Source organism: Desulfonatronum thiosulfatophilum, from assembly GCF_900104215.1.
Classification (GTDB): Bacteria; Desulfobacterota; Desulfovibrionia; order Desulfovibrionales; family Desulfonatronaceae; genus Desulfonatronum; species Desulfonatronum thiosulfatophilum.
The window spans coordinates 62,638-88,150 of sequence record NZ_FMXO01000019.1 but is presented as its reverse complement, the minus strand read 5'-3'; the positions used below and the strand labels follow the sequence as shown (position 1 = coordinate 88,150).

The following is a 25,513-nucleotide window of genomic DNA, read 5'->3' as shown; positions in this document are numbered from 1 at the left end:
GTCCGAAGAAAAGCGATAGCCCCTATCAACGGCGGATCGCCCGTGAGCGTTTTCGCCGTAGAGCAGGAATAGAGCCGATAATTGGTCACCTGAAACAGGATCATCGCTTGTCCCGAAACTACCTGAAAGGGGTTCTCGGCGACGCGATCAACCTGTTCATGGCTGCCGCGGCATTCAATTTCAGGAAGTGGATTCGGAAGTTCGAACACTTTTTTGCCCTTTTTACGCTTTGGCTGTTTTTCGGCACCACAACCCGTCAGCCTTCTATGATGATCCTGTAACGAAAATATCGGATTTTTCAGGCTCGACTATCTAAACCACCATATAGCGTTCATATGTGGTGACCCCTCAAATCACGAAGTGGCGGACTGGGACAAGTAATCGCGGTCAGCAGGCAATATTGTCATCGCTGAGATGGTAGAGGTGTATTTTTGTGGAGTAAGATGGTATAGATGGAGACTGCTGTTCAATGTCCGGATTCTGTTGTCCGCAAAGCGGATTACCTTGACTTCCGGGGCTGCATAATTCAAATATTTGCGGTGTTTTTGAGACCGCTTCTTTTCACCACGATACTTTTATGAAAGGCATGCCATGACCGAATACAAAAAAACATTGAACCTGCCGCAGACCACTTTTCCGATGCGTGCCAACCTGAGCCAGAACGAGCCGAAGATGCTGGTTTTCTGGAAAGAAATCAATGCATATCAAGCCATGATTGAGGCCAATGCCGGAGCACGGGAGTATGTGCTGCACGACGGACCTCCCTATGCCAACGGCCATATCCACCTGGGAACGGCTTTGAACAAAGTCCTCAAGGACATTATTGTCAAGTCCCGCAACATGCAGGGATTGCGCGCGGAATATGTTCCCGGCTGGGACTGTCACGGCCTGCCCATCGAATTGAAGGTGGAGCAGGAATTCAAATTGAAACAGAAGGCCGTCTCGACCCTGGAAATCCGGCGGCGCTGCCGGGAATACGCCTGGAAATACCTGGACATCCAGCGCGAGGAGTTCAAACGTCTGGGCGTGTTCGGAGCGTGGGACGATCCCTACATGACCATGAAGCCGGCCTACGAGGCGGCCACGGCCCGGGAACTGGGCCGTTTCATGGCCAAGGGCGCGGTGGTGCGCAACAAGAAGCCGGTGCATTGGTGCTGCTCCTGTGAAACCGCCCTGGCCGAAGCCGAGGTGGAATACGCCGAACACAGCTCCCCATCCATCTACGTCGCTTTCCCGCTGAACGACCCCAAGCTGGACGAAATCTTTCCCGGAGCGGACTGCTCCAACGCCTCCATCGTGATCTGGACCACCACGCCCTGGACCATCCCGGACAACATGGCCGTGGCCGTGCATCCGGATTTTTCCTACGCCCTCGTTCGCGTTGCGGGTCAGTGCTTCATCGTGGCCGAGGAGTTGGCGGCCAAACTGCAGGAAACGTTCGGCTGGCAGGAACCTGAAGTGGTGGGCAAGGCGACGGGACAGCAGTTGGAAGGCCTGCAGGCCGGCCATCCCTTTTATGATCGGCCCTCTCCAGTGGTCCTGGCAAGTTACGTGACCCTGGAGGCCGGCACGGGCTGCGTGCATACCGCCCCCGGCCACGGGCGCGACGACTATGAAACCGGCCTGCGCTACGGCCTGGAAACCCTGTCCCCGCTGGACGACCGCGGCTGTTTCTACACCCAGACCGAAATGGTGGGCGGCCTGAACGTCTTTGACGCCAATCCCAAGGTCATCGAGATCCTCACCCAGTCCCGCCGGCTGCTGGCCCAGGAACGCATCACCCACTTCTATCCCCATTGCTGGCGCTGCAACAAGCCGGTCATCTTTCGGGCCACCATGCAGTGGTTCATCTCCATGCAGGCCGATGATCTGCGGGGAAAGGCCCTGCACGAGATCGACGAGAACGTGCGCTGGATTCCTTCCTGGGGCCGGGAGCGCATTCACAACATGATCGCCAACCGCCCGGACTGGTGCATCTCCCGCCAACGCAATTGGGGCGTGCCTATCGTGGCCTTGATCTGCGGTGACTGCGGACATACCTATACCGATTCGGATTGGGTCTTCTCCGTTGTGGATCGCTTTGCCGATCACGAACGCGGAGCCGACTACTGGTTCGAAGCGTCCCTGGAAGAGGTTGCGCCGCAGGGCCTGGCCTGTCCGGACTGTGGTTCAGCAAACTGGGAGAAAGAGGACGACATCCTGGACGTCTGGTTTGATTCCGGCACAAGTTTCGCGGCGGTTCTCGAACAGCGCCCGGAATGCCGCTTTCCGGCGGACCTGTATCTTGAAGGTTCGGACCAGCATCGCGGCTGGTTCCACAGTTCCCTGCTGGCCTCCGTGGGCAGCAGGGGCGTTGCGCCGTACAAGGCGGTACTGACCCACGGCTACGTGGTGGATGCCAATGGCCGCAAGATGTCCAAATCCGTGGGCAACGTGGTCGCACCGCAGGAAATCATCAAGCAGTTCGGCGCGGAGATTCTGCGGCTGTGGGTGGCTTCGGAAGACTATCAGGACGATGTGCGCATTTCCACGGAAACCCTGAACCGACTGGTGGACGCCTACCGTCGGATCCGGAACACCTGCCGCTTTCTGCTGGGCAATCTATTCGACTTCCGTCCCGCGGAGCATGCCGTGGATCTGGAACAGATGCCGCCCTTGGACCGCTTTGCCATGGATCTGTTTGCCAGACGGCACGCCAGGATCGTCGAGGCCTACGAACAGTATGAATTTCACAAGGTTTTCCACACCCTGCACAACATGTGCGTCACGGATTTAAGCGCTTTCTACCTCGATATCGTCAAGGACCGACTCTATGTATCCGGCACGGACAGCCTTGACCGGCGCTCCGCCCAGACGGTGCTCTGGCGCCTGCTGGAGGGATTGCTGGCGGACATGGCCCCGGTCCTGAGTTTCACCGCGGAAGAAGTCTACCAGCACCTGCCGGAAGAATACCGTGCGGGCTCCTCCAGCGTGTTCGGTTTGCGTTTTCAGGCTGATGCAGCGGGAAAAATGTCCTCCGAGGAGCGCCAGGCCTGGGAAACGGTAGTCCAGGTTCGCGCGGAGGTGACCAAGGCCATCGAGCCGGTCCGCAAATCCGGCGTTGTCGGGCATTCTCTGGCCACGGAAGTGATCCTCTACGCCCATGAGGACCTGCTGGAGGTGCTGCGGTCCATGTCTTCAATGTTGCGGGAGGTGTTCATCGTGTCCAAGGTGACGGTGAAACCGGAGAGCGATGCTCCCGGAGACGCATTCATCAGCCAGGACGTCAGCGGATTGCGCATTGGAGTGGCGTCCGCGCCCGGCGAAAAATGTCCCCGCTGCTGGGTGTTCAGCGAGGAGCTTGCGCCAGGGGCTGGAACTGGCGAGGATATGACGATGCCCTTTATCGGCCCCAGCGAGGTCTGCCCCCGTTGTCAGGCAGCTTTGGAGGGCCGGTAAGATGCAGCTTCGGTATCGCATTGTTTCCTTCCTGGCCCTGGGCGTGCTGGTGCTGGACCAGATCACCAAGCTCTGGGTGGCGGCCACGCTGCCCCTTTGGTCATCCAAGCCCGTCATCCCCGGTTTCTTCAACCTGGTGCACGTGATGAACAAGGGGGCGGCCTTCGGTTTTCTGCACGATCTGGATGTCGCGTGGCGACCGTATTTTTTCATGGCCGTCACCGCCCTGGCTGTTGTCCTGATCCTGCATCTGTTGCGCACGGTTCCCCGGGAAGACAAGGTCCTGTTTACCGCCCTGGGATTGATTCTGGGCGGCGCATTGGGCAATCTGGTGGATAGAATCCGGCTTGGCGAAGTGATCGACTTTCTGGATTTTTATATCGGCCAATATCATTGGCCGGCGTTCAACGTTGCCGACGTGGCCATCAGCATCGGGTCCGTCCTGCTTCTGGTGTCGGTTTACCGCACCCGGCGCTATGGCCTTGCCGACGATAAATAGTTGTTCAGGATGATCACGACAAATGCCCATGACTTCGCTGTCGGGTCTGCCGTTTTTGTCGCAACGCCTGCCTAACAACAATTTGACCACGGCGTTCCATGCTGTATGCCAGGAGCGCTCATCAATCACTTCATGTACAAAGGAAAACTATGTTCGACCTGCCACCGTCGCAGCTGATATTGATTATGGCCTTGCTGGCCTTGCCGATTTTGCCGAATTTGTGGGCCATCTGGCATTCTTTTCATGCCGATTTCACCACGCATCAGGAAAAGATGGTCTGGATCGCGGTCTGTGTATTCGTACCTGTGCTTGGCGGTCTGGCATATTTGATCTGGGGACGTAAACGAGCTCGGAGGGACCAATGAAACCAACAGTCATATTCCTTATTTTTCTCAGCCTGCTCGCATCTGCCTGCACGGTTTCCAGGACCGAGGTCGACACTCTGTCGGCACGGGTTTGGGATCAGGATCAGCAGCAACGTCGACTGCAGGGACAGTTGACCGCCATGGACCAGGAATTGACGCGCCTGCTGGCCGAAATGGAGGGCGTGAGCACTCCCATGCGCGCCACCCAGGCCAATTTGTGGGCCGAAATCGAGAGCTTGCGGGTTCAGACCGCCACCATGCGGGGTCAGATGGAGGAGCTTCAGTTGATGGTCCAGAATGGACGCCGGGGAGAAGGCGAGGGTCAGGTCGCCGAACTCAGCCGCCAAGTAGATTACCTGGACCGTTCCGTGGCCATGATTGCCAGCCAGATGGCCCTGGATCTCGGACCGCGACCGACTCAGGGAGTTGACGCGCCGGGCGTTGCCGAACGACCCGATCAGCGAGCCATGCTTGAGCCTGAGCTATCGGCGCCGGGACGGCCTCAACCGCCGATGACGGAAGACACGGCCCAGGCTTTGTACGACAGGGCTCTGGATGCTTTTCAAAACCGTGATTATGTTCAGGCCCAGAGGATGTGGGATGAATTCGTCCGCACTTTCACCGATCACTCATTGGTCTCCAATGCCTTGTTCTGGCAGGGCGAAAGTTTTTTTCAGATGGAGGACTACGGGCAGGCCGTGCTGGCCTACCAGGATGTGATCAGCAAGCATCCCCAAAGCAACAAGTATGCTGCCTCGATGCTCAAGCAGGGCGTATCCTTTTACCGGCTGGGCAAGGACCGGGCCGGGACTCTGGTTCTGGAAGACCTGATCAACCGCTTTCCGGATTTACCTGAAGCCACCAGGGCGAAAAATCTGCTGGCTGAGCAGCAGAATTAATAAAGGGCGAGGGGCGAGAGGCGAGGGGTGATAGGCTATAGCCCAGAACCAACGTTCATCCCATAGCCCATAGCCCCTCGCCCCCCAACTCAAGGAACCATCAATGTCTGAAACAAAAGAAACCATCTGTCTGTCTTTCCCGCCCGATGTCTCCAACCAGCCGGTAGTCTGCAACCTGGCCCGGATCTACGGGTTGACGTTCAACATACTCAAGGCGCGCATCTCTCCAAAGCAAGAAGGCCAGATGACCATAGAGATTATTGGGGAGAGGGATCAGTGCCGTCAGGGGCTCCGTTACTTGCGCGATCATGGTGTCAGCATCACGCCGGTTGCTCACAAGATTCGTCGAATAGAAAAATCCTGCGTCCATTGCGGAATGTGCACTGCTCTTTGTCCGACCAAATCGCTGCGTATGGATGTGGCTACCCGGGAAGTCTTGTTTTTGCGTGAAAAATGTTCCGTGTGCGGCTTGTGCACCAGTCTTTGTCCGGTAAAGGCCATGGTCCTGGAAACGGAAAACGGTATTTGGGAGGCGCTTACGGAGGAGGCATGAGCGAGCAAAAGAGAAACTACTCCAGAGTCGACACATTTTTTCAAGGCAGATTACGCGTTCTTCCGCCTGGGGATGCGCTTCCCCTTTATCGCGGCTGTCCTGGCTGCGAAATGCAGAGCATGGCTACCCGCCCCAAGGCAGGAAATCTGCCGGAGGCGTTGCTGGACTTTCTGGAAACCATCAATTCCAAATTGGACATGCTGCTGAGCCTTGCCAATCAGGAACTCATCCAGAACAGCTTTCCCGTGCCCATGAATATCATCGAAATCAGCGGCGCCGGCCTGATTTTCCTTGCCGACAAGGAATTCACTTTGGACGAGCGACTGGAAATGGTCCTGTTTCTGAGTCAGTTTCCACTGCAGATTGTCGGGGCCATGGGCCGCATTCATCGCCGAGACGAGCGTAACGGTTCATCGGCTTGGGCTGTGGATTTCACGTCCATCCGCGAGGCGGACCGCGAAGCCATTGTTCGCTTTGTCTTTCAGCAGCAGCGTGAACGGATCAGGGAGAGCAAGCAGTGGTCCTGAGCAACTCCGCCTTGGGATTCGCTCTTGCCCGTTCCGAGAGCGCCGCGGGCAGCGTGGTCAACGGAATTGTGCATAACATGAACAATCCGTTGCATGCTCTGACCATGCAGACCGAACTTTTTTTGAAAGCTTTGGACAAGGATGACCTGGAAGCCATTCGCCCGAACCTGCGTGAAAAGTGCTTCCGACTGCAACGGATCGGGGAGGATTTGAAATCTCAGCTTGAAGCGCTTGCCTGGCGCGATACCTACACGAGCCGAAACAACCAGTTGATCGATCCGGTACATTTCGGCAACTGGTTTCTCGAGTTTTGGCGATACCATCTTTTTTTCAAGCACAATTTTTCAACGACGATTGTCACGGACCCGGCTCCGCCCCACATCATGGCAATTCCTCTGGCCATCACCTGGAGCCTGGAGGAGCCGCTGGTCACCCTTCTCGATCTCTTTCAGAATACGGAACCCCAAATCTCGTTCAAATTACAGCTTACAATCAGCCCACTGACTGACGGAGCCGCGTTCCAACTTTATGTCGCTCCAGAATCCGGGCCGGTGCAAGCCCCTGCACAGCCCATCTTCAATGAATTTGATGTGCGCTCACTGACGTCAAGCCTGGGGTGGGATTGGAAGGCAACTCTGGAGGGAGGTTCGTTATCCGTGCAACTTATTGTTCCGGCACGTCCCGGAGTTGGAGAAAATTATGAACGTATTGGCTGAACTTTCCATTTTTCCCATGGACAAAGGCGAAAGCCTGGCGCCATACGTAGCCAGGGCCGTGACCATTATTGAACAAAGCGGCCTGGCGTATCAACTTGGTCCGATGTCCACGGTCATTGAAGGGGAATGGGATCAGGTGCTGGAGGTGGTCAGTCGTTGTCAGAATGATCTGGCCAAGGATTGTGACCGGATTCTAGTCTATCTACGGCTGGACTGCCGCCGCAACCGTGTCGACGCAATGGGTGCCAAAGTCAAATCCGTTCAGAAGCATCTGGCCTCGGATTGACTATTTTTTCTTACAACAAGACGTTGAGTATTGAACCCGGTGCTCACGGGGAGCACGAAGGGCTTTTTCGCCCAGGTGATATTTTTTAGTTTCCAACCGTCGGTTGGAAATTGATCATCTTGTGGGACGGGTTTTGAAGATTAATTGTTGCTTCAAATCCGTTGATTGCATGGCTGTCGAATCAACCGGCTGATGACCATAAAAAAAGGCTCTCCTCAGAGAGCCTTTTTTTATGGTCATCAGCCGGAATCCGGGCTGGAAGTGAATAATGATTGTCTACTTGCTGGTCCTGGGGCCTCTCTTCTTCCAAAGCTCCATTTCCTGCATTTTTTTTCGCCGCGCCTTGGAAAGACCTTTGGCGATCAGCGAGGTTCCTTTTTTGTAGCCGTATTTGCCGCGATATTCATCCGGGGTCATATCATGTGAAGCGAGATGCTTTTTCGTCAGCACCTTGAAATTCTTTCCACACTCCAGACAAGTAATGGACTTTTCCTTGATGACCTTCCTGGGATCGCTCTGCAGTTCGGGACTGGATTCGTCCATCCCTGCCATGCCGGATCCGATATCTGATGCAATCTTTAAGCTGGACGACATCTTCATGACCATGGAGGTCATCTCTTCTTCCGTCATCGGTCGGATTCCAGCCTGTGCTTTCACGATTTCCAACGATTGTTTCACGAATTCGTCCATGGTTCTACTCCCTGTGTTAAATGTTTTTTTATGTGAAAGGGAAGTGTTTCGCCGGCAACGCAAGCGAGTTCAAGCATGATTCGCAAACGCTGCATTTCGGTCCAATTTGAATGAAACGGGTTATCGCTTGTGAATGATTCTCGCCCTCCGTCTGTTTGCCGAAGATGTACTCGTTTATGTTTTCATGAACAAAAGATGCCGTGAGCCATCTTGATTCGACTTGTGAATCTGGATTGACATGGCGTTCTTGCTTTACCCTTTACCTGCTCTCGCTTGTGCGTTCTTCACCAAGATGGTCCACAACATTGCCTACATTAAGCAATTTCCATGCCCAGCGCATTGGGAACCACACTAGATGAAACAATATGTAGTATTTCTATATCGTTAGGAAGGGACAAGCCAGATGGCCAAGGATGAGAAACGCATCACGGCTTGGCGTTGCACGCAACATAAGTGTTGCAAATGCAGTAACTGAACACAACACAAAGTATGTCATGCGCTGTAAGGGTATCGTGGCTAAAACTCAGCGGGAGCTGATCCGTGACAAAACCGGAGTCAACTACAAACTCAATGAGGGGCAAGCAGGAAAGTGATCAATAAAAAAGGCGCTTCCATGGAAAACCGCAACCTTAAACGGACTGCTCAAAAGCGGCATCCATTCAAGCGAATGCTGCGTCTGGCCGCAACGCTGCGAACGCCGCGGCTTGTGATTCGGGAATTGTGCGCATGGGGATGACATGTCCGCAGGCAATTACTCACTTGAGATTTTGATTACCATGGTTTTGCGGCAGCTCGAATTCCGTCGCCGGCTTCGTAACATCCCTCGCCATTTCCATAGTGCTGGAGACAACAAATGCCTGCGTCGGGATTGCCGCGGGATGAACCAATCCTGACTTCAATCAGAGATGCGAAATCGCCAAATCAAGACTAGCTGGCCTTGTTTGTGTCGGAGATCAAAATTTGCTGAATGAATACCTATCAGCATCCGCAAGTTTGATTTAGGGCACGGGTAAATACATTTCCTTCTGGATAGCGGAAAACCAAAACTTGAGGAAAGCATAAACCTCAATTCCAGTTCATTCATCTTGTCGCTCCAATAATGAGCTGATTTTAAAACATGCACCGTCAATGCTCAATTCGTGGAGACGGTACCGAGCAGTCATTGATCAGGGTGCTGGTAACGGTTGCCCGTGATGTATGCCTGTTCGCGTCGCCCTGGCGAAGAAATTCGCTTGTGTATTGTTGAAGCCGGATAAAAAATTATGCCCGTCTGCCGAGGGTGTTGTCGGGTAATTTTACACCCGCACCTGTCGGCATTCTTTACAGCTCTTCGTCTTGGCATCTTCTTCAGCAACTACTTGCCAGCGGTCCGGCTTGTCTCGATTTTTCGGCCTCACAACTCCTTCGTCGGCTTCGTAGCATTCGAACCATTGCGTGAATAAACAGCGTTTGGCGCTTTAAGCGCCCAGCAATGGTTCGATGAACGGATCCTGACTCAGTCAGACAGGCGATGCCAAAAAATCGAGACAAGCCGGACCACTTCATGCCATGCAATCAAGAGTGCTGAATAATTACCTTCTTCATTTAAAAAGAATAAATGAGTCCTTCAGCGTGGCGCTTGAGGGCGTTCATGAAATGATCATGATTTCAAGCCTTTCAAATGCGTAGTTTGAATACCTCGAGTTGCATATTGAAGCTCAGGATCTCCCATTAGGTTCCGCCTTTACATGAAAACCTTAAGTACTGGTCCCCTCGGGGCTTTGATGGTGGCCTGGGGCTTTCACTTTTAAGTCTTCTGGAAAAGTACGATGTCGGGAGTCTTTACAGTTCAAATGCTTCTTTCAAAGAAAATAAAAAATATATTATTATTTTTAAGTATTTATATCGTGGCACAACCCTTGCTTATCTCTCGCCATAGGATAAGGCGGGGTCAAATTTCTTAAAAATTTTGAAAGGAGTTGGAGTCATGAAACGATTGCTCACGGTTTTTTTGGCGGCAGTGTTATTGAGTGGAATGGTCATGGTCGGCAAGGCTCAGGCGATCAACTTGAATTTAAATTACTGGCATAAAGCTGTTACCTCACAAGGTGTGAGCTATTTGTCAGATCATGAGCAGCCTTACTTGTGGGGAGTTGCTCAAGTTGGTGAGATTCGACCTCATCTGTTTTCTGGACCGAATCAGAATATTGTAGCCGGACCCTGGGATGACCCACTTTATTCAACTAATGGAGATGGGTATCTCGCCCTGCGTTTTGGAAATTTGCTAGGTACTCAGAGCGCAGATAATGTCAGCTATTTTGGCGCCAGCAATATGGGCACAAGTTATCTGGAATTATGGTGGAGTGACACGAATGCTTATATTCCCGCTATGATGTCTGGACCAAACCCTGGCGGTCTCGGAGCCTATGACACATTTGCTCAAGACATGCCGACTGGTTCAACTCTTCTTTTGTCCGCGATTTTCCAGCCCGGCGCCTTATGGGTCGAAGAAACCGCTACCACTGGCAATCCGATTGCCGATCAGACTGATCTTTTTCGAGCGAACTTAAATCCCGCTGACGCACGCGCTGAAACACTCGGCTATCTTGATGTTGTCGGCGGCCTGTGGGCGGAACTTCTTCAGGTCGGACTTCACTTGAGCAATTACGATGCACTTCTGGCAGATATTGGAAGAGACCGTGGATTTGATTTGCGTCTTGAAGCCAGCAATATCTCGATGAATCCTCTTTATGGCTGGAACTTTTCGATTGAATCCGGAAGCGCGACTTACTACGTAATTCCTGAGCCCGGAACGATCCTCCTGCTGGGCCTCGGCCTGCTGGGCCTCGCCGGAGTTGCCAGAATTCGTCGGCGCGAAGGCTAATTCTTGATGGCGGACCATTGCCAAGTTGAAAGCCGCCTTGCGACGCAAGGCGGCTTTCAACTGTGGAATACCTGGGGCCGCTTATCCAGATTGTCTTCGGAGCAACTAACAGAAGTTTTTTCATGAACCGCTGGAGAAGGTCATGAAAATAACGTTTTCGGATATCCTGCTGAGTACCTGTTGCAGCACTATATGTTTAGGGCTGGGGTTTGGAGCCGCTTGGCTGATCCATGGCCCCGTGCTGCTCCCTCATGGATTCCAGGCAGTGTTCCTGATCACGATTTTTGGGTTTGTTTTTGTCTTTTCAACCATTGGCATACTCTATCTTCTTCGCGCACTCTGGCCTCTTGAGGAAGGTGCCTTTGCCCTTGGAACCGACAGTCGATCGGTGGTCTGGAAACTGCTCGGTTTTCTTTACGTGAATCATCTCTGGCCACTGATCAATGCCAACCTCGTGCCCGTGAACATGCGCGGCACGGCCTATTCCATGATTGGAGCCAAAATTGGAAAATCCGTTATGGTCGGAGGGAAAATTTTGGAGCCGACATTGGTGCAAATCGGCAACTATTCCATGCTCGGAGAAGATTGCATCCTTACAGCGCACACGGTCGTCGGCAACGAAGTGGATCTGGGGCGGATCATTATCGGGGACGAGGTCACAATCGGCGGAACTTCCGTGATCTTGCCGGATGTACGTGTTCAAGACCGAGCCATAGTCGCGCCGGGCGCGGTGGTCACAAAGGGAAGCCGAATCGGTCCCGGGGAAATCTGGGGGGGAGTTCCGGCAAAAAAAATTGGCCAAAGGCAGACGGCCAATTCGGTAATTGCACATTAAAGGTCTGGTAACAAACCATCGGGGGCGTGCTGCCTGGATAGCGTTCACACGCTGGCCCGTGCCGGTATGCCGGAATGGAATGCATCGCGAACGAGGTCTTTGGTCGTGATGCCGGCAGGTTGCGGCCATGTGCTTTTCGTGTGGTTCAATTGCCCGGAGTTAATAGCAGTTACGAAAATCATCCGTAACATCCTGACAACTCGGCTGAGCCACGACGCATGTCAGCTGAAGTGAATCGGGTGGCAACATTCCATGAGAGAATCTTCGACAATTGACGACAGGAATCATGGCGTCGAGTTAATACCACCAGGACGACAATGAACATTCTGATCTTGATCCTCGGTATCCTGGGGCTGGCGGCCTCGGCCATGCCCATTGTCCTGGCCTATCGGTTCAAAAAGCACATTGCCGCTGACTTGAGAAGTCCAGCCGCTCTTCATGCTCCCAAGGCTTCCGTGATCATTCCTTGCAAAGGCCTCGACCCGGATTTCAAAACCAACATCACCGCGCTTTTCAATCAGGATTACCGGGAGTTCCAGTTGATTTTCGTCACGGCTGAGGACAATGATCCGGCCTATCCGGAACTCCGACGACTAATTCAAGAACACCCTAATGTGTCAGCGCGACTGGAGGTTGCGGGGGTGGCCCAGGGCCGGAGTCAAAAGGTGAACAACCAGTTGCGGGGGCTGGAGGTTGTTGACCCGGATTCCGAAATCCTGGTCTTTCTAGATTCCGACGCCCGTCCGGAGACGGATTTCCTGCAGCGCATCGTCCAGCCTCTGGAAGAGCCTGGAGTGGGGCTTTCCACTGGATTTCGATGGTATCTCCCGGTCAAGGGCGGCCTCTGGTCATATCTGCGTTCGGCCTGGAACGGAGGCGGCGTGGTCTTTCTCACCGATCCGCGGGCCAATTATGCCTGGGGAGGCGCCATGGCAATTCGCAGATCCGTCTTTCATGAATGCAAGATACCCGAAATCTGGCGCACTGCGCTTTCCGACGACATGACCATCACCTTGGCCGTGCGTGAACATGGTTTGAAAATCCGGTTCGTGCCTCATTGCCTGGTGGCCATCCATGAAGACTGCAATTTTTCCGAGATGTTGGAATGGACCAATCGCCAAACAATCATCACCCGGATCTATCACCCGGCGCTGTGGCGGACCATTGCCCTGGCGCACGGCATGGGTAACGCCATTCTCTGTCTTGGCGCGATTCTGGTGCTTGCCTTTGTATTAGGATTTGTGCGCGACCCGTTGATCCTGACCGGTGCAATACTGATGCTGGCCATGGCACCCATGGAAATGATCGGCGGATACGTGCTGCTTCCGGCCGTGGAGCGCATGTTGCCCCAGTATGGAACTCGGATTAGAGGTATGGCCTGGAAATATCTTCTGTTGGCGCCGCCGGCGTCCATGCTGGCCTTGGCGAATACAATCCATTCCCTGTTCACCAATCGTATCACCTGGCGCGGCGTGACTTATGAGATGCGCTCATCCACGGAAACCATCGTCGTCCATCATAAAAAGGATTAGTCGTGAAGCCGGATGTTGATCAAGCTTTTCAGGACTGGCAGACACTGCTCGGGCCGGAAAGGGCCCGCCGGGATCAGGACGTCATCGCCACGTACTCCCGCTGCACCTTGCCGGAAGGTACCACTCCCCTGGGCGTGCTCTATCCCCATTCCACCCAGGAGGTGCAGAAAATCGTCGCCATTGCCCGCCGAACGGGGATCAGCCTGTACCCCATCAGTCGCGGAAAAAACTGGGGTTACGGGGATGCCTGCGCCGTGACCAGTGGTCAGGTCATCATGGATCTCACCGGGATGAACCGCATCCTGGAGGTCAACCAGGAGCTGGCCTATGCCGTCATCGAGCCGGGCGTGACCCAGAAACAGCTTTACGACGAACTGCAAAGCAGGAACATCCCCCTCTGGTTCGACTGCACCGGTTCCGGCCCCGAGGCAAGCATTGTCGGCAACACCCTGGAGCGAGGCTTCGGCCACACCCCGTACGGGGATCATTTCTATCACTCCTGCGGCATGGAGGTGGTTCTGGGGGATGGCCGGGTGGTGAAGACAGGTTACGGGCACTACCGGGAAGCCAAGGCGACTCACGTGTTCAAGTGGGCGCTCGGACCATACCTTGACGGTCTGTTCACCCAGTCCAATCTGGGCATAGTGACAAGCATGGGAATCTGGCTGATGCCCAAGCCGGAATGCTTCAACATGTTCTTCCTGTCCATGCCCGAGGATGATGACCTGCCCCGGATGGTCGACGCATTGCGGCCCCTGAAGCTTCGCGGTCAAGTCAAAAGCCTGGTGCACATCGGAAACGACGTGCGAATCATTTCTTCCTTCCAGCGCTACCCTTGGAGCCAGGCCGGAGGAAAAACGCCGCTGCCCGAGGAGTTGCGCCGCTCCATGCGCAAAAAAGGCGGCTTCGGAGCCTGGAATATCAGCGGCGCGATCTACGGCACCAAAGGCGAAGTGCGTGCGGTGCGTCGGGAAATTCGCAAGGCCTTGGGTTCCCTGGGCCGGGTGCGTTTTGTCGGCCCGACTTCTTTGTTGCTGGCTCGTAACCTGCTCGGGATCCTTGAACAGCGGGGCTGGCGGAAGGAGTGGCAGATAATGCTCGGCGCTTTGGTCAAGGTCGGAGGCCTGCTCCAGGGGCAGCCGACGGACGCATTCCTGTACGGCACGTTATGGCGCATCAGCGGCCGGGAGGAACCCGCATCTCTTGACCCGCTGGAGAACAATGCCGGACTCCTTTGGATTTCGCCGATCATGCCCATGACCGGCAACGCTGCCGGAGATCTGGTTCGCAAGCTGTCGCCAATTTTTCTGGAATATGGCTTCGAACCTCTGATCACCGTCTCCCTGATCACGGAGCGAGCAATGGTGGCCGTGACCACTATTGCCTACGACCGCACCAATCCCGAGGAAACAAAAAGAGCCCGGGAGTGTTATGATGCCCTGTTCAGTGAAGTGATGCGCGCCGGCTATATCCCCTACAGGGCCTCCATCGCGTCCATGTCCCAACTTGCTCAGGGATCCGATGTCTTCTGGGATGTCGTACATGATTTGAAGCGGACTCTGGATCCGGACATGATCATAGCCAGGGGGCGCTACGACCCCTTTGGCGTCTGATCACCGCATCCCAATAGTCCTGCTCCATCAGGAGGCGAACCCACAATGCGGATATTCAGCCTGTTTCTTTTCGGGTCATTTCCATCAGCCGTCATCACCGTGGTATTCCCATGAAATCGATCAGCGGGTTTGTCGTGCGGCACCCTCTGGCATCCCTTGTGGCGAGCGTCATGGTGGGGCTGTTTTTCTTCCTGCAGATACCTAAGCTGACCACCATCGACAATGTGGATTATTTTGTTGTCGATGACGACCCTGACTTTGCCTACTACGAGGAAATCCGTTCGATTTTCGGAGAGGATGAGTTCTTTGTCATTGCCTTTCGACAACCCGACGTCTTCACCGAGCGGAACCTGCATCTGCTGCGGGATCTGACCCGGGAGTTGGAAAGCCATCCCGGCTCCAGAAACGTCAAGAGCCTGGCCAATGTGGACTATGTGGACGGGGCTCAGGAATTTTTTGATGTGCGGCCGTTTCTGGAAACCATTCCGGATACCAGGGAGGGGTTGGAGCGTCTCAGGGAACAGGCGATGTCCACGCCGCTGTACCTGGACAACCTGATCTCCAGAGACGCCGAAACCCTCGCGATCATCGTCTATCCCCATGACCATCCGGACGACCATGAATTTCGAAGGCGATTCCTGGATGACGTCGCCAACATGCTGGCAAGACATGAAGCCGAAGGAACGCGCTTTCACCTTGCCGGAAACACGGTCAGCAACGTCTTCCTGAGCCGGTATGTGCAGCAGGACCTGGCAACGTTCATTCCTCTGACCATCACCCTCGTGGCATTGGTCATCCTGGCTGTTTTCAAAAATCTTCGGCTGACGCTGCTGGCCATGGTCAACATCATGTTCTGCCTGGGAGCCACAGTGGGCTTCATGGCTCTCACCGGCACGGCCATGCACAATGTCACTTCCGTGGTGCCGTCATTGGTCATGGCTCTGGCCCTGGCCGACACGGTCCATATCTTCTCCTATCTCGACAAGGATTATTTGGGAGCTGAACAGAATAAGCACGCAGCCCTGAGGCGGGTGCTGGACAAGGTGATCCTGCCCTGCTTCTTGACTTCTCTGACCACGGCAGTGGGTTTTTTCTCGCTGTCCGTGAGCACCCTGCTTCCGATCCGCGAGTTTGCCTATGTGGCTTCCATGGGGATGCTTCTTGAATTCTTTTTCTCCTTTTTCCTGCTTCCTCCGCTGATTTTGTTCTGCAATCCATCAAAGATCTACAGGAGCAGGCGCACGGAACACGGCCTCTCCGGAATCTTGTTCGCCACAAGCCGCTTCGTGCGCAAACAGCATGTCCGGATCTGTTTCGTGGTTCTGCTGATAGTCATTGGCTCCGGTTGGTTTGCGGGCAAAATTCAGATGGAGACGAATCTTCTGGAGTATTTCAAGAAGGAAAGCCCGTTGCGCCAGGATCTGGATTTTGTGCAGCAACACCTGAGCGGCGTGGCGACCATGGATATCTCGTTGCGCGCCAATTCGGATTTCGCGTTCAGCGAGCCGGAGAACCTGCTGCTTCTGGACGCCATCCAGTCGTTCATGCACGGCCTGCCCGGCGTGGACACATCGCTTTCCTTCGCCGACTACATCAAGGACATGAACAAATCCTTTCATGATGAGGACCCGCAATTTTATGTCGTGCCCGAAGAAAGGGACCTGATCGCCCAGTACCTGCTGTTGTATGATTCGCGAGACATCGACGACTACATCAACAGGTCTCTTGATCATGCCCGGATCGTGCTGCGACTGTCCGAAACCAGTTCGGCCAGGCAGGCGGAGTTGATTGAGGCGACGCAAATATTCCTGGCTGAACTGGAAGCCGACGGCATTGCCATCCGGATTACCGGAAACGTGGTGCAGCAGGTCAACGTGATCCAGGCCTTGCTGGACAGCCTGATGGCCAGCCTGGCCTTGGCTGTGGGCGTCATCGCCCTGATCATGTTCCTGGTGCTGCGTTCAATAAAGATGGGATTGTTGAGTTTCGTGCCCAACATTTTTCCCCTGCTGGTCAATTTCGGCATCATGGGATTGTTGGGCATACCGTTGGATACATCCACGGCATTGATCGCAGTGGTTGCCCTGGGTATTGCCGTGGACGACACGATTCACTTTCTGATGGAGTACGACACGCACCGCAAGACAGGTCTGCCCATTGCGGCATCCCTGGAACAGGCCGTGATGAACAAGGGGCTGGCTATTGTTACGACATCCGTCATCCTGAGCATCGGATTCGGCGTGTTGGTCTTCAGCAATTTTGTGCCGACAATCTACTTCGGCCTGCTCAGCGCACTGGTGATGGTCACCGCACTGATCGGAGACCTGATTCTTCTTCCGGCCATCATTCTGCTGAAAAAAGATCGCCCCGCGACATAGCTCCTGGGGAGTCTTTCACATGGCTTTGTTTTCGATTCCGATTTTTGTTTTGATGTCAGCTCGTCAGCAGTATGTAGTATGGGGACTCGCTAGAAATAGTACCTGATTATGCAATAGATCTGGTCATTGTTGCGATATTGCCCCAGAAAGGTATCCGATCCACCTTCAAAAAAATCCAGTCCCAGGGTCAGCTCCCAATTCTGGAAGTACCGCAGCACAAGGTGGGGATTCAGCATGACGCTTTTATCCCGGATATTATAGTAATAACGGAACACGGCCTCGATGTTGCCCCGCCAGAATTCCTTGCTGATTTCTCCGTTCACGGAGTAGTCGTGTCGATTCCAATACAGGATTTCTGGATCATATCCGAAAACCACATGATGTCCGAACTGCAGATTGACATACCAGTCCTGCTCTCCGAGGTAATCCACCCCAAGGACGTAATGCAAAACCGCCTTGTCCATGGAAACAAGGTCCCGCGTCAGGAATGAGCGGCGATCAAAATAGGCCCCTTCTCCGCGCAATCCGAACCCGTTGGCGGTGGTTTCCATCTCCAGTCCGAATATGCTGGATCGCCGATATTCCACGTCGATCCCGTCGATCCCGGAGCCTGCCCGCGTTGGCGGCAACGTCGGCGGATGAGGGGAGAACGTATCGGAGGCGAGATGCGTCAGCGGATTATTGAGAACATGCGGCATTTTTTCCCAGGCATACAGGTAGCTTGCCGCAACGTCCCAACCATCGAACGTCCTGGCTGTTCGAATGCCCCAGTCTCCGGTGGTCAGTCGGCGAGGTGGCTTGTTTTCGGTGACCGAAAGATGATCAACCTGGGCTTGCAGTTCCGGCGGCAGGGGTGATTGCCGGAGAATTTGCTTGAGATGTCCGAACATGGCCCAGTCCGTTCCAAAGTAGTCCAGCCTGGGTGGTTCGAAAAAAGGGATGTAGACGCCTTCCAGGGTGAACCAATCGGAGAAATGGCGGATTCTGGCCATCCAGTTGGGCAGCTTGCGCTCCTCGATCTCGGGGAGAAGGAATTCCCGCAGATCATGCGGATTGAGGTTGTCCACCGGGCTGATTCCGTCAGCCTTGCCCCAGCGCACCCGCTGTCTTCCCAGCCGGATCTCCCACGGGAATCTGGACCAGTGCATGAAGCCCTCGAAAAGTTCCAGATAATAATCATCCGTCTTGTTATCCGGTCCGAACCAGAGATAGTCGGATTGGACCGATGCCAGAAAAAACAGATTCGTGGGAGTTGCTGCTTCAGCCGGGTAGATATCCGGCGTCCACCTGCTCTCCAGGCGGATCCTGTTGCGCAGCATCCGGGTATGTTCGAAATCAGCGGTTTTTCGAGTATCCAGAGCCGTCTTCAGTTCCACGATTCCACTCAGGTCGATGGTTTTCGGCAATGCGGCGGCACCTGCCTCACGGGGCTGATCGGCGGGGGGGGAGAACATCAGCACCCCGGGACTTTCAGCCTGGGCAACCTTCTGCTCAGTGTCGGCCTGCTCCGCTGCCAAAGCATGGACAGGAAATCCCTGCTGCAATAAAAACAGCGTGAGGATGAACAAGGCGAGGCGGATAATCTGCATATATGTTTCACACTTATTACAAGACTATTTTCATTTTACCATCTCTCAAGATTCTGCTGAGTGAACAGGCTGTCCGCCAAACCCAGATTGTATTCGATCTCCTTGGTTGCCAGGATGGTGCTGTGGCCGGAGGTCAGATCTTCCATGACGACCTCGGTTTCAGTCCATATTCCCTGGATGTCCTCCAGGCGCAAGACGCGGTATTGCTTGATATGCTGATCCTGCTTGTCGAAATAGTCGATTTTCAAGGGCACATCCAATTCCTGGGCAACCCAGATTCGGAGCAGCCCGTACAGTGAATCGCTGTCCGGCTTGGGTCTGCTTTCCAGAATCCAGACGGCTACTCCTTCGAGATCTTCACTGCCCGCGAGTTGATGTTCGGACTCGTCCACAGGACGGCGTTCCATATCCTCATAGGTGAAATCCGTATTCACGAAACTGCGCCCCTTCTGGGAGGCGGCAATGCGCCGTGTGCGGTTCAGGGCGGGCAAAAAAATGAATTGTTCCGTCGAGCCCCGGCCATCCTCGATGGAGAGAAAACCGGTTCCTCTGATGTCCGCCGGCGCTGTGAAGCGAATGAATGATTTCCGGATCGGTCCGTCCTCTTTGGTCAGCATCGTCATCTCGCGAACCCGTCTTTGACTCCCAGGGCTGATAAGTTCCATGACCACTCGACTCTGCGAATCCTGCCCGACATCCCGATCATGAACCCGCTGAGCAAGTTCCCGACCGGAGGGGGGGGCATGTTCGGTCGCCAGAGTTGAAAAAGGCATTAACATCAATACAAAGAGATACGTGATGATTTTCTTCATGATAGACTTCCAATAATTCCCTGATGTGGTCCCTATTTTATGATTGGCTTGTTCAACTTCAGACTCGGATACAGTTTGTGAAAGTATTCTATCTGTTTCGGCGGCAGTTTATCAAAGATCCTTGGTTTTAGGTTTACGAAATACAGGAATGTTTCTTCATTCATGGGTGAACACCTGTTGGCAAAAATTCTGTCCACGTAAAGAGTCTGCGTGGTATTGTTCATTTTGCAAAAGAAATTGTACAGGTTGCTTTCAAAATCATAATCCTTGTAAACCTGATTCAACCGTTTATCGATCTTGTCGAAGTTTATGCGCAGTGCAATCGCCGGAGCATTAACCGCGGGATAAAATTTCTCTTTCCCAAAATCTTCAAAAAGGAGGATGGCTTTGTAAAAGCGCACATGCTTGGGGTTGACCATGATGCATATGTCATTGACCATGGTCAGCTTGGAATATTCGAACATGGTTTTGGCTAGGTAGATCATCAAGTTGCACCAGCGCATCTCTTTTGGGGTCGCCAAAGCCGACAGTTCGGTTACGAACCTGCCCTGGTTGCGCAACCGATCGACTTCTTTCCGGTACAGAGCGTCCATGGGAAGCCCGAATTCCGAGCTGTCCGCAATCTGAGTCAGGGTGGAAATAACCGTCAAATAGCTTTTAAAGATGTATACGCAAGTGGATGGCAAGAAATTGTAGATATTGTAGGCGAGTTTTGAAGGATGAGGTTTGATGTATCCTTGTTCGAGATATTCCTTATAGACCAGAGCATACGCCTGTTCCAGTTCTTGCTTGGTTTCCGCGATCTTGATGCTGGGACGATTGATGTCGTCCAGGTTCGCTCTGAGCAGGGCTGAACGCCGGATCCGTATTGTTCGTCGGCGCTCTTGATGATGCAAATTCGAATTGTATCCCTGCTCCATGAAGAAAAATCCTATCAAAACCGCTTTTCAACGCCAGTCGAGCTGATTTCTCAAAAGGTCCTTCGCAATCCCAATGATCAATAAATACAGCCAAGAACCGGCGCTTTTTGATGTCGGACATCCGGAAAAAGAGGCGAAGCAAACCTTGAGGCATATTCATGTGCGACTTCCTTTCATCCGGCAAGGTGGCGTCGCGACTCCTTGATTCAGGATCTCTCTTACGATTGACCAGCGCCCATCGAGCGGACATACCATTGGGCGGCCATATTCAGGCCGTCATGGACCGAGTATTTCGGATGAAAGCCCAGCAAGCGGGCGGCCTTGGCGATGTCCGCGAGGGAATGGCGCACGTCGCCGGCTCGGAAGTCCCGGTATTGGGGTTTGATTTCAGCGGCGGCAGGGTGGTGCGCCGCAACCAGATCGCGGATGAACCCGAACAGCTCATTCAGAGTCGTGCGTTGGCCGAAAGCCACGTTGTAGACCTGGTTCAGGGCTTCCTCTTGGCTGGAACAGGCGGCCAGAATATTGGCTTGCACGGCGTTGTCCACATAGCAAAAATCCCGGCTGGTCTCTCCGTCTCCGTTAATGAACGGCTCCTGACTTTGCAGCAATGCCGCGAACCATTTGGGAATTACCGCGGCATAGGCTCCATCGGGGTCCTGTCGCGGGCCAAAGATGTTGAAGTAGCGAAGGCCGATGCTGTGGAAGCCGTAACAGCTCGAGTAAACCTCGGCATACAACTCGTTCACGTATTTCGTCACGGCATAGGGAGAAAGCGGTTTTCCGATAGCGTCCTCACGCTTGGGCAGACCCGGATGATCACCGTATGTTGAACTGGAAGCGGCATAGACGAAGCGCTCTGCTCCGGCATCCCGCGCGGCTGTGATCATGTTCAGGAAACCGGTGATGTTGTTTTCATTGGCTTCAATGGGATCTTCTAAGGATCGCGGAACACTCCCGAGAGCCGCCTGATGCAGCACGTAGTTCACATTGGAGACAGCATGGCCGCAGGCTCCGGCATCACGGATGTCCGCCTCCATGAACCGGAATTTTTTCCATTGCTCGGGAGAGACGGTGTCTCGAACTTCATCCAGATTCTTCTGGTAGCCGGTGGAGAAATTGTCCAGGCCGACCACCTGTTGGTCCAATCGGAGCAGGGTTTCCAGCAGGTTGGAGCCGATGAAGCCGGCTACACCGGTGACGAGCCAGGTTTTCGGGTTGTGTCGCAGTTCATTCTGGATACGGTCATATGAGGAAATGTTGTTCATCTGGTATATTCCGATACATCCCCGGTTCAAGTGTTTTACGCTCCGGTGCGAGGTTTTTCGCCCGTGGAAACGCGTAGTGTGGATTCTGGAGATTTTTGTGCAGCAGCTTCCCCGCTAGCCTGCTCTCCAGGGGCTTGGAGAACAGATACCCCTGGGCGTAATCGCAGTTCATTTCCTGCAGCAGAGACAACTGCTGACGTGTCTCCACGCCTTCGGCAACAACTTCTATCCCGAGACTATGGGCGAGCATGATCGTGGTCCAGACCATTTCAAGATAATCATTGCTATCGGTCAACCTGCCTATCACCGAGCGGTCGATCTTGAGATTGTCGATGGGCACGAAAGGATATCGTTGAAGATGCAGCAAGGCTGAGCAGCCGAGGCCAAAGTCATCGATGGAGAGCTGAACGTCCAACTCCTTCAGCCTGATGAGCAACTCGCCGATATTTTCCGTAATCGCCAATGCCTTGCCCGAGAATTCGAGCTTCAGGCTTCGTTCATCCAACCCCGTGGCCTCGAGCACGGACTGAACGCTTTCCACGAGACCGGGGGTTGAGAATTGATCCAGAAAAAGGTTGACGCTGATGGTCAGCGGCGGCTCGGAGGTGTAGTTCAGCTGCCAGGTGCGCATCTGTGAGCACGCATCGCCGAGCACCCAATGGGTCAATGGGATGATTTGGCCGTTTTTCTCGGCCAAAGGGAGAAACTCGTCCGGAAGCAGCAAGCCGAGCTTGGGGTGTTTCCAGCGAATCAAGGCCTCAAATCCGATTATTCTGTTGCCGTTGATTTGATAGATCGGCTGGTAATGGAGCCAGAATTCACCATGATCCAAGGCTCTGGAGATATCATTCATGAGCGTGTCGCGTCGGTGAGCCAATCGTCCGGAAGTGGGCCTCAGAAGATGGATCCCGCCCTTATTCTGCGTTTTGGCTTTGTACATGGCCATGTCGGCATCCCGCAACATCTCCGTGGCCGAGGTGTATCCCATGGATAGAACCAAGCCAATGCTCACGGTGCAGACGATCCCCCGCTGTCCGTTGACCGGGAAAGGAATGGACAGGCCCTCGCGAATTCGGTTCAGAATGCTCATGGCCTCGCTTTCATCCTCTATGCCATCCAGCAGGGCGACAAACTCATCACCGCCGAATCGGGAGACCGTGTCCACGTTGCGCACGGAATTCGCGATAACTTGTGATATTTTGACCAGCAGTTGGTCGGCCAGAAGATGGCCATACCTGTCGTTCACGGTCTTGAAATTATCGATGTCCAGAAAGGCCAGGGCGAACAGGCTGTCTTTTTTGCGTTTGGCCTGCTGCAGGGCCATGTCGATCCTGTCCATGAGCAGAGCCTTGTTGGGCAGGCCCGTGAGATGGTCGTGAAAGGCCTGATGCAGCAGTTTCTGATCTGAACTTTTCTGCTCCGTGACATCTTCGACAACGGCAATGAAGGAGCAACCCGGATCATCCCGCTTGCCCGCGGAGAAGCCGTCAAACTGCAACAAGCGAGATTGTCCATCCGCGGCAAGCATTTCCATCTCATATTTGGAAACCGACCCATGTTCTTGGAATTTCTGGAACATTGCACGGCACTGATTGGCCGAGACGCAACTCCTCTTCCACCAGTTCATGTCCTGTCCCCGCAACCCCTCCTGGTTTTTATATCCCAGCATATCCGCAAAAGTCTGGTTGACATGGAGGATGACTCCGCCGGCCGACACTCTGACCAGACCGCGCCGCGACATCTCGAATAAGCGCCTGTACTGCAACTCGGATTGATCCTCTCCGTCCTGATCCAATGTTGGAGAATCATGTCCACGAACGACCACAAGCCTGTTCCAGAAATTTCTTCCAGCCGTTTCGGGCATGTGATGAATGTACAGCGTTACCGGGCCTTCCTTGTCGTCGCGAGTTCTGATTTTTCCGGAAAAGGTGCGGCGTTGCAGTTCCGAGTCGGAGGGGAGATCATCGCACTCCGTTGGAGATTCGATCACGGAAGCGAAGGGAACCGGTGCACGGATGCCGTCCTGGCCAAGCCCCGTCAGCACGGCAAATGCCTGGTTCCAGTGAATTATTTCATCCTGATGATCGACAAGGCACAGTGCCGGGCCATGCTTGTCCAGCAGAGTGAAGAGCGCGGCATTCTGATCCATTACCTGATTCCACTGTTCAATGACATGCAACACTTCCCGAGCCTGATTCCCTGGTTTTGCCGGATAATTCTCCAGAGGAAGCGGGTGAGTGTTGCGCCGGATGCGTCCCCCAAGAACAATGAACGGGCTGAACTCGAGGAGAGTATTGAATGTTTCGGAAGGTAGGCCATCTTGTGGAAACTGAAACAAGATCGCGCTGGGGTGGCGTTCCAGAAACCCATTGGTGATGATTTGCAATAAATCCCGCAATTCTTGCAGGACCAAATGCAGACTGACCATGTCAAAACTAATGTCTACCGCTCGAAAACCTTGCTGAATGCCTGTCTCGACCTTCTGTTCAAGCTTTTCCAAGAACACGGGCAATACCAGTTTGCCGTACTTCATGTACTTTTGCGGATCGAAGAACTCGACTTGACCTTTGCGCAGTCCATGTTCCAGCAGTTCCTTGTGCATCGATTGAAAACAAGCGTGGCCATTGGATTCGGGATTCGTGATGCTGATGCAAAACGCTTCCCTTTTCATTGCGCCAAGCCAATGCGCCCGACTATTGACCTGTAATTCATCCAGGTTTGAATAAACCATGGCAAGGCGGTCCCGGGGCTGGATTGAAGAGAAATTTTTTGGAGTATTGAGTATCATAATTGGGGTCTGTTTTTCCGGCCAGGAGAAATTCCCGTCATGCGAGAGACACATTCCTGGGTCCTGGAAACTTCAGCAAACCAGAAAAAATGTCCTGATGAATGCGTCCGGATTGTGATGAGTAATCTTCAAGATGTATGCCAATTGCCGAAATTCTTGTATTTTTTTGATAAATCATAATCAAAACTCAGGGCCGAACACGCCGCTCTTTATTGTCCGGATTGCAAGCCGCTGCCGGCAAAACCGATTGCTGTCGCGGCATTATGGGGATTTGAATGATTCCACGCTATTTCATCAAGTGTAAGCAGGCGAACTTCGAGTCCGAAAAATTTGGATTCTTGCGTGATTAATGCGTACAGACAAGGATGTTGTCGAAAATTTTTACAGTGCATGTCTCGATTTTACGTTGAGAGCATGCGGGATTATGTTCTCTCGGAGAATACATCCTTCCTGTTTTTTTATACAAATAACATTATTTATTCCCCAAAAAACACATGTGTCGCGCTTTTTTTCAATTGCCCGGTTTTGTCGGGATTTTTTACATCTGCTCGAACACGGGAGATCCTCTGCGCAACTCCTCGGTTGAGGTCCGACTTTACTCGACTTGCGGCTTTCAAACTCGGTCGTCGGCTTTGCGGCATCCCGCGCCTGATCCCATAGTGCTGAAGATGGGCATAGGGATGAAGACAGGCGAGGGATGTCATCCTGGCATGGGTTAACATCCGAAACGGCGTAAATTGGTCCGACTCGCCCCCAGATGACATGCCATGCTGAATCGTTGGGGGTTGGCATAAAACATGCTAATATCAGCATGCACAAAAAATATGCACCCGCTCATTCCTGACCGTCTTCTCCTATAGTCATGGCCTCCTGTCCATGATCACTTCGGCATCAATGAATCAATGGTGAGAATCAGTATGGTCTCGTCGAAATGAGAAGTTC

General features: G+C 53.6%; 20 protein-coding genes. 14 read left to right on the top strand and 6 right to left on the bottom strand.

Going from position 1 to position 25,513, the window contains the following annotated elements; all coding sequences use genetic code 11:
- The 9 genes from BLP93_RS14975 to BLP93_RS14935 all read left to right on the top strand — a co-directional run.
- Nucleotides 1-281 (top strand): transposase (locus tag BLP93_RS14975; protein ID WP_244148779.1); only part of this gene is annotated, 281 nt, incomplete at its 5' end.
- A 310-nt stretch (nt 282-591) separates the two neighbouring features.
- Nucleotides 592-3,438 (top strand): isoleucine--tRNA ligase, encoded by a 2,847-nt coding sequence (ileS, locus tag BLP93_RS14970; RefSeq protein ID WP_092123453.1) that lies wholly within the window; start codon nt 592-594, stop codon nt 3,436-3,438.
- A gap of 1 nt (nt 3,439) precedes the next feature.
- Nucleotides 3,440-3,937, top strand: coding sequence for a signal peptidase II (lspA, locus tag BLP93_RS14965; protein WP_092123451.1), 498 nt, complete (start codon nt 3,440-3,442; stop codon nt 3,935-3,937).
- Between the two features lie 98 nt (nt 3,938-4,035).
- Complete coding sequence (locus tag BLP93_RS14960) at nt 4,036-4,302, top strand: PLD nuclease N-terminal domain-containing protein (protein WP_425248232.1); 267 nt, start codon at nt 4,036-4,038, stop codon at nt 4,300-4,302.
- Nucleotides 4,299-5,201: a tol-pal system protein YbgF gene (ybgF, locus tag BLP93_RS14955; protein WP_244148778.1), complete on the top strand. Its 903-nt coding sequence runs from the start codon at nt 4,299-4,301 to the stop codon at nt 5,199-5,201. Before BLP93_RS14960 ends, ybgF begins: the two co-directional genes overlap by 4 nt.
- Before the next feature lie 103 nt (nt 5,202-5,304).
- A complete protein-coding gene (locus BLP93_RS14950; RefSeq protein ID WP_092123448.1) occupies nt 5,305-5,754 on the top strand; it encodes an NIL domain-containing protein in 450 nt (149 codons plus the stop codon).
- On the top strand, nt 5,751-6,281 hold the full coding sequence (locus BLP93_RS14945) for a PilZ domain-containing protein (protein WP_161946362.1): 531 nt from the start codon (nt 5,751-5,753) through the stop codon (nt 6,279-6,281). Before BLP93_RS14950 ends, BLP93_RS14945 begins: the two co-directional genes overlap by 4 nt.
- Nucleotides 6,272-6,997 (top strand): ATP-binding protein, encoded by a 726-nt coding sequence (locus tag BLP93_RS14940; RefSeq protein ID WP_092123444.1) that lies wholly within the window; start codon nt 6,272-6,274, stop codon nt 6,995-6,997. Before BLP93_RS14945 ends, BLP93_RS14940 begins: the two co-directional genes overlap by 10 nt.
- Nucleotides 6,981-7,283 (top strand): MTH1187 family thiamine-binding protein, encoded by a 303-nt coding sequence (locus tag BLP93_RS14935; RefSeq protein WP_092123442.1) that lies wholly within the window; start codon nt 6,981-6,983, stop codon nt 7,281-7,283. The genes BLP93_RS14940 and BLP93_RS14935 overlap by 17 nt, the downstream gene beginning before the upstream one ends.
- Nucleotides 7,284-7,559: 276 nt before the next feature.
- On the opposite strand, the gene BLP93_RS14930 is transcribed toward BLP93_RS14935, so the two are convergent.
- Nucleotides 7,560-7,973 carry a Ros/MucR family transcriptional regulator gene (locus BLP93_RS14930; RefSeq protein WP_092123440.1) on the bottom strand — a complete coding sequence of 138 codons (414 nt, stop codon included), beginning with the start codon at nt 7,971-7,973 and terminating at the stop codon, nt 7,560-7,562.
- A 1,966-nt stretch (nt 7,974-9,939) separates the two neighbouring features.
- On the opposite strand from BLP93_RS14930, the gene BLP93_RS14920 reads away from it, so the two are divergent.
- From BLP93_RS14920 to BLP93_RS14900, 5 genes are all read left to right on the top strand, one after another.
- Entirely contained in the window at nt 9,940-10,836 is an 897-nt protein-coding gene (locus BLP93_RS14920; RefSeq protein WP_092123436.1) for a PEP-CTERM sorting domain-containing protein, read from the top strand.
- 142 nt (nt 10,837-10,978) lie between these two features.
- Nucleotides 10,979-11,671, top strand: a complete 693-nt coding sequence (locus tag BLP93_RS14915; RefSeq protein ID WP_092123434.1) for an acyltransferase — start codon at nt 10,979-10,981, stop codon at nt 11,669-11,671.
- Between the two features lie 317 nt (nt 11,672-11,988).
- Nucleotides 11,989-13,203 (top strand): glycosyltransferase, encoded by a 1,215-nt coding sequence (locus BLP93_RS14910; protein ID WP_092123432.1) that lies wholly within the window; start codon nt 11,989-11,991, stop codon nt 13,201-13,203.
- Nucleotides 13,204-13,205: 2 nt separating this feature from the next.
- A complete protein-coding gene (locus tag BLP93_RS14905; protein ID WP_092123430.1) occupies nt 13,206-14,816 on the top strand; it encodes an FAD-binding oxidoreductase in 1,611 nt (536 codons plus the stop codon).
- Nucleotides 14,817-14,926: 110 nt separating this feature from the next.
- Nucleotides 14,927-17,194 (top strand): efflux RND transporter permease subunit, encoded by a 2,268-nt coding sequence (locus tag BLP93_RS14900; RefSeq protein ID WP_092123428.1) that lies wholly within the window; start codon nt 14,927-14,929, stop codon nt 17,192-17,194.
- Between the two features lie 89 nt (nt 17,195-17,283).
- Here the strand turns inward: BLP93_RS14900 and BLP93_RS14895 are convergent, their stop codons facing one another.
- The 5 genes from BLP93_RS14895 to BLP93_RS14875 all read right to left on the bottom strand — a co-directional run bounded on the left by BLP93_RS14895 (nt 17,284) and on the right by BLP93_RS14875 (nt 24,514).
- Nucleotides 17,284-18,783, bottom strand: a complete 1,500-nt coding sequence (locus tag BLP93_RS14895; RefSeq protein WP_092123426.1) for a DUF1302 family protein — start codon at nt 18,781-18,783, stop codon at nt 17,284-17,286.
- A gap of 35 nt (nt 18,784-18,818) precedes the next feature.
- Complete coding sequence (locus BLP93_RS14890) at nt 18,819-19,595, bottom strand: outer membrane lipoprotein-sorting protein (RefSeq protein ID WP_092123424.1); 777 nt, start codon at nt 19,593-19,595, stop codon at nt 18,819-18,821.
- Between the two features lie 32 nt (nt 19,596-19,627).
- The gene (locus BLP93_RS14885; RefSeq protein ID WP_092123422.1) at nt 19,628-20,515 is read right to left on the bottom strand and encodes an N-acyl amino acid synthase FeeM domain-containing protein; all 888 of its coding nucleotides are present in this window, start codon (nt 20,513-20,515) and stop codon (nt 19,628-19,630) included.
- A 218-nt stretch (nt 20,516-20,733) separates the two neighbouring features.
- On the bottom strand, nt 20,734-21,774 hold the full coding sequence (locus BLP93_RS14880; RefSeq protein ID WP_167353027.1) for an SDR family oxidoreductase: 1,041 nt from the start codon (nt 21,772-21,774) through the stop codon (nt 20,734-20,736).
- Nucleotides 21,761-24,514 carry an EAL domain-containing protein gene (locus BLP93_RS14875; RefSeq protein WP_161946361.1) on the bottom strand — a complete coding sequence of 918 codons (2,754 nt, stop codon included), beginning with the start codon at nt 24,512-24,514 and terminating at the stop codon, nt 21,761-21,763. Before BLP93_RS14875 ends, BLP93_RS14880 begins: the two co-directional genes overlap by 14 nt.
- Nucleotides 24,515-25,513 lie beyond the last annotated feature (999 nt).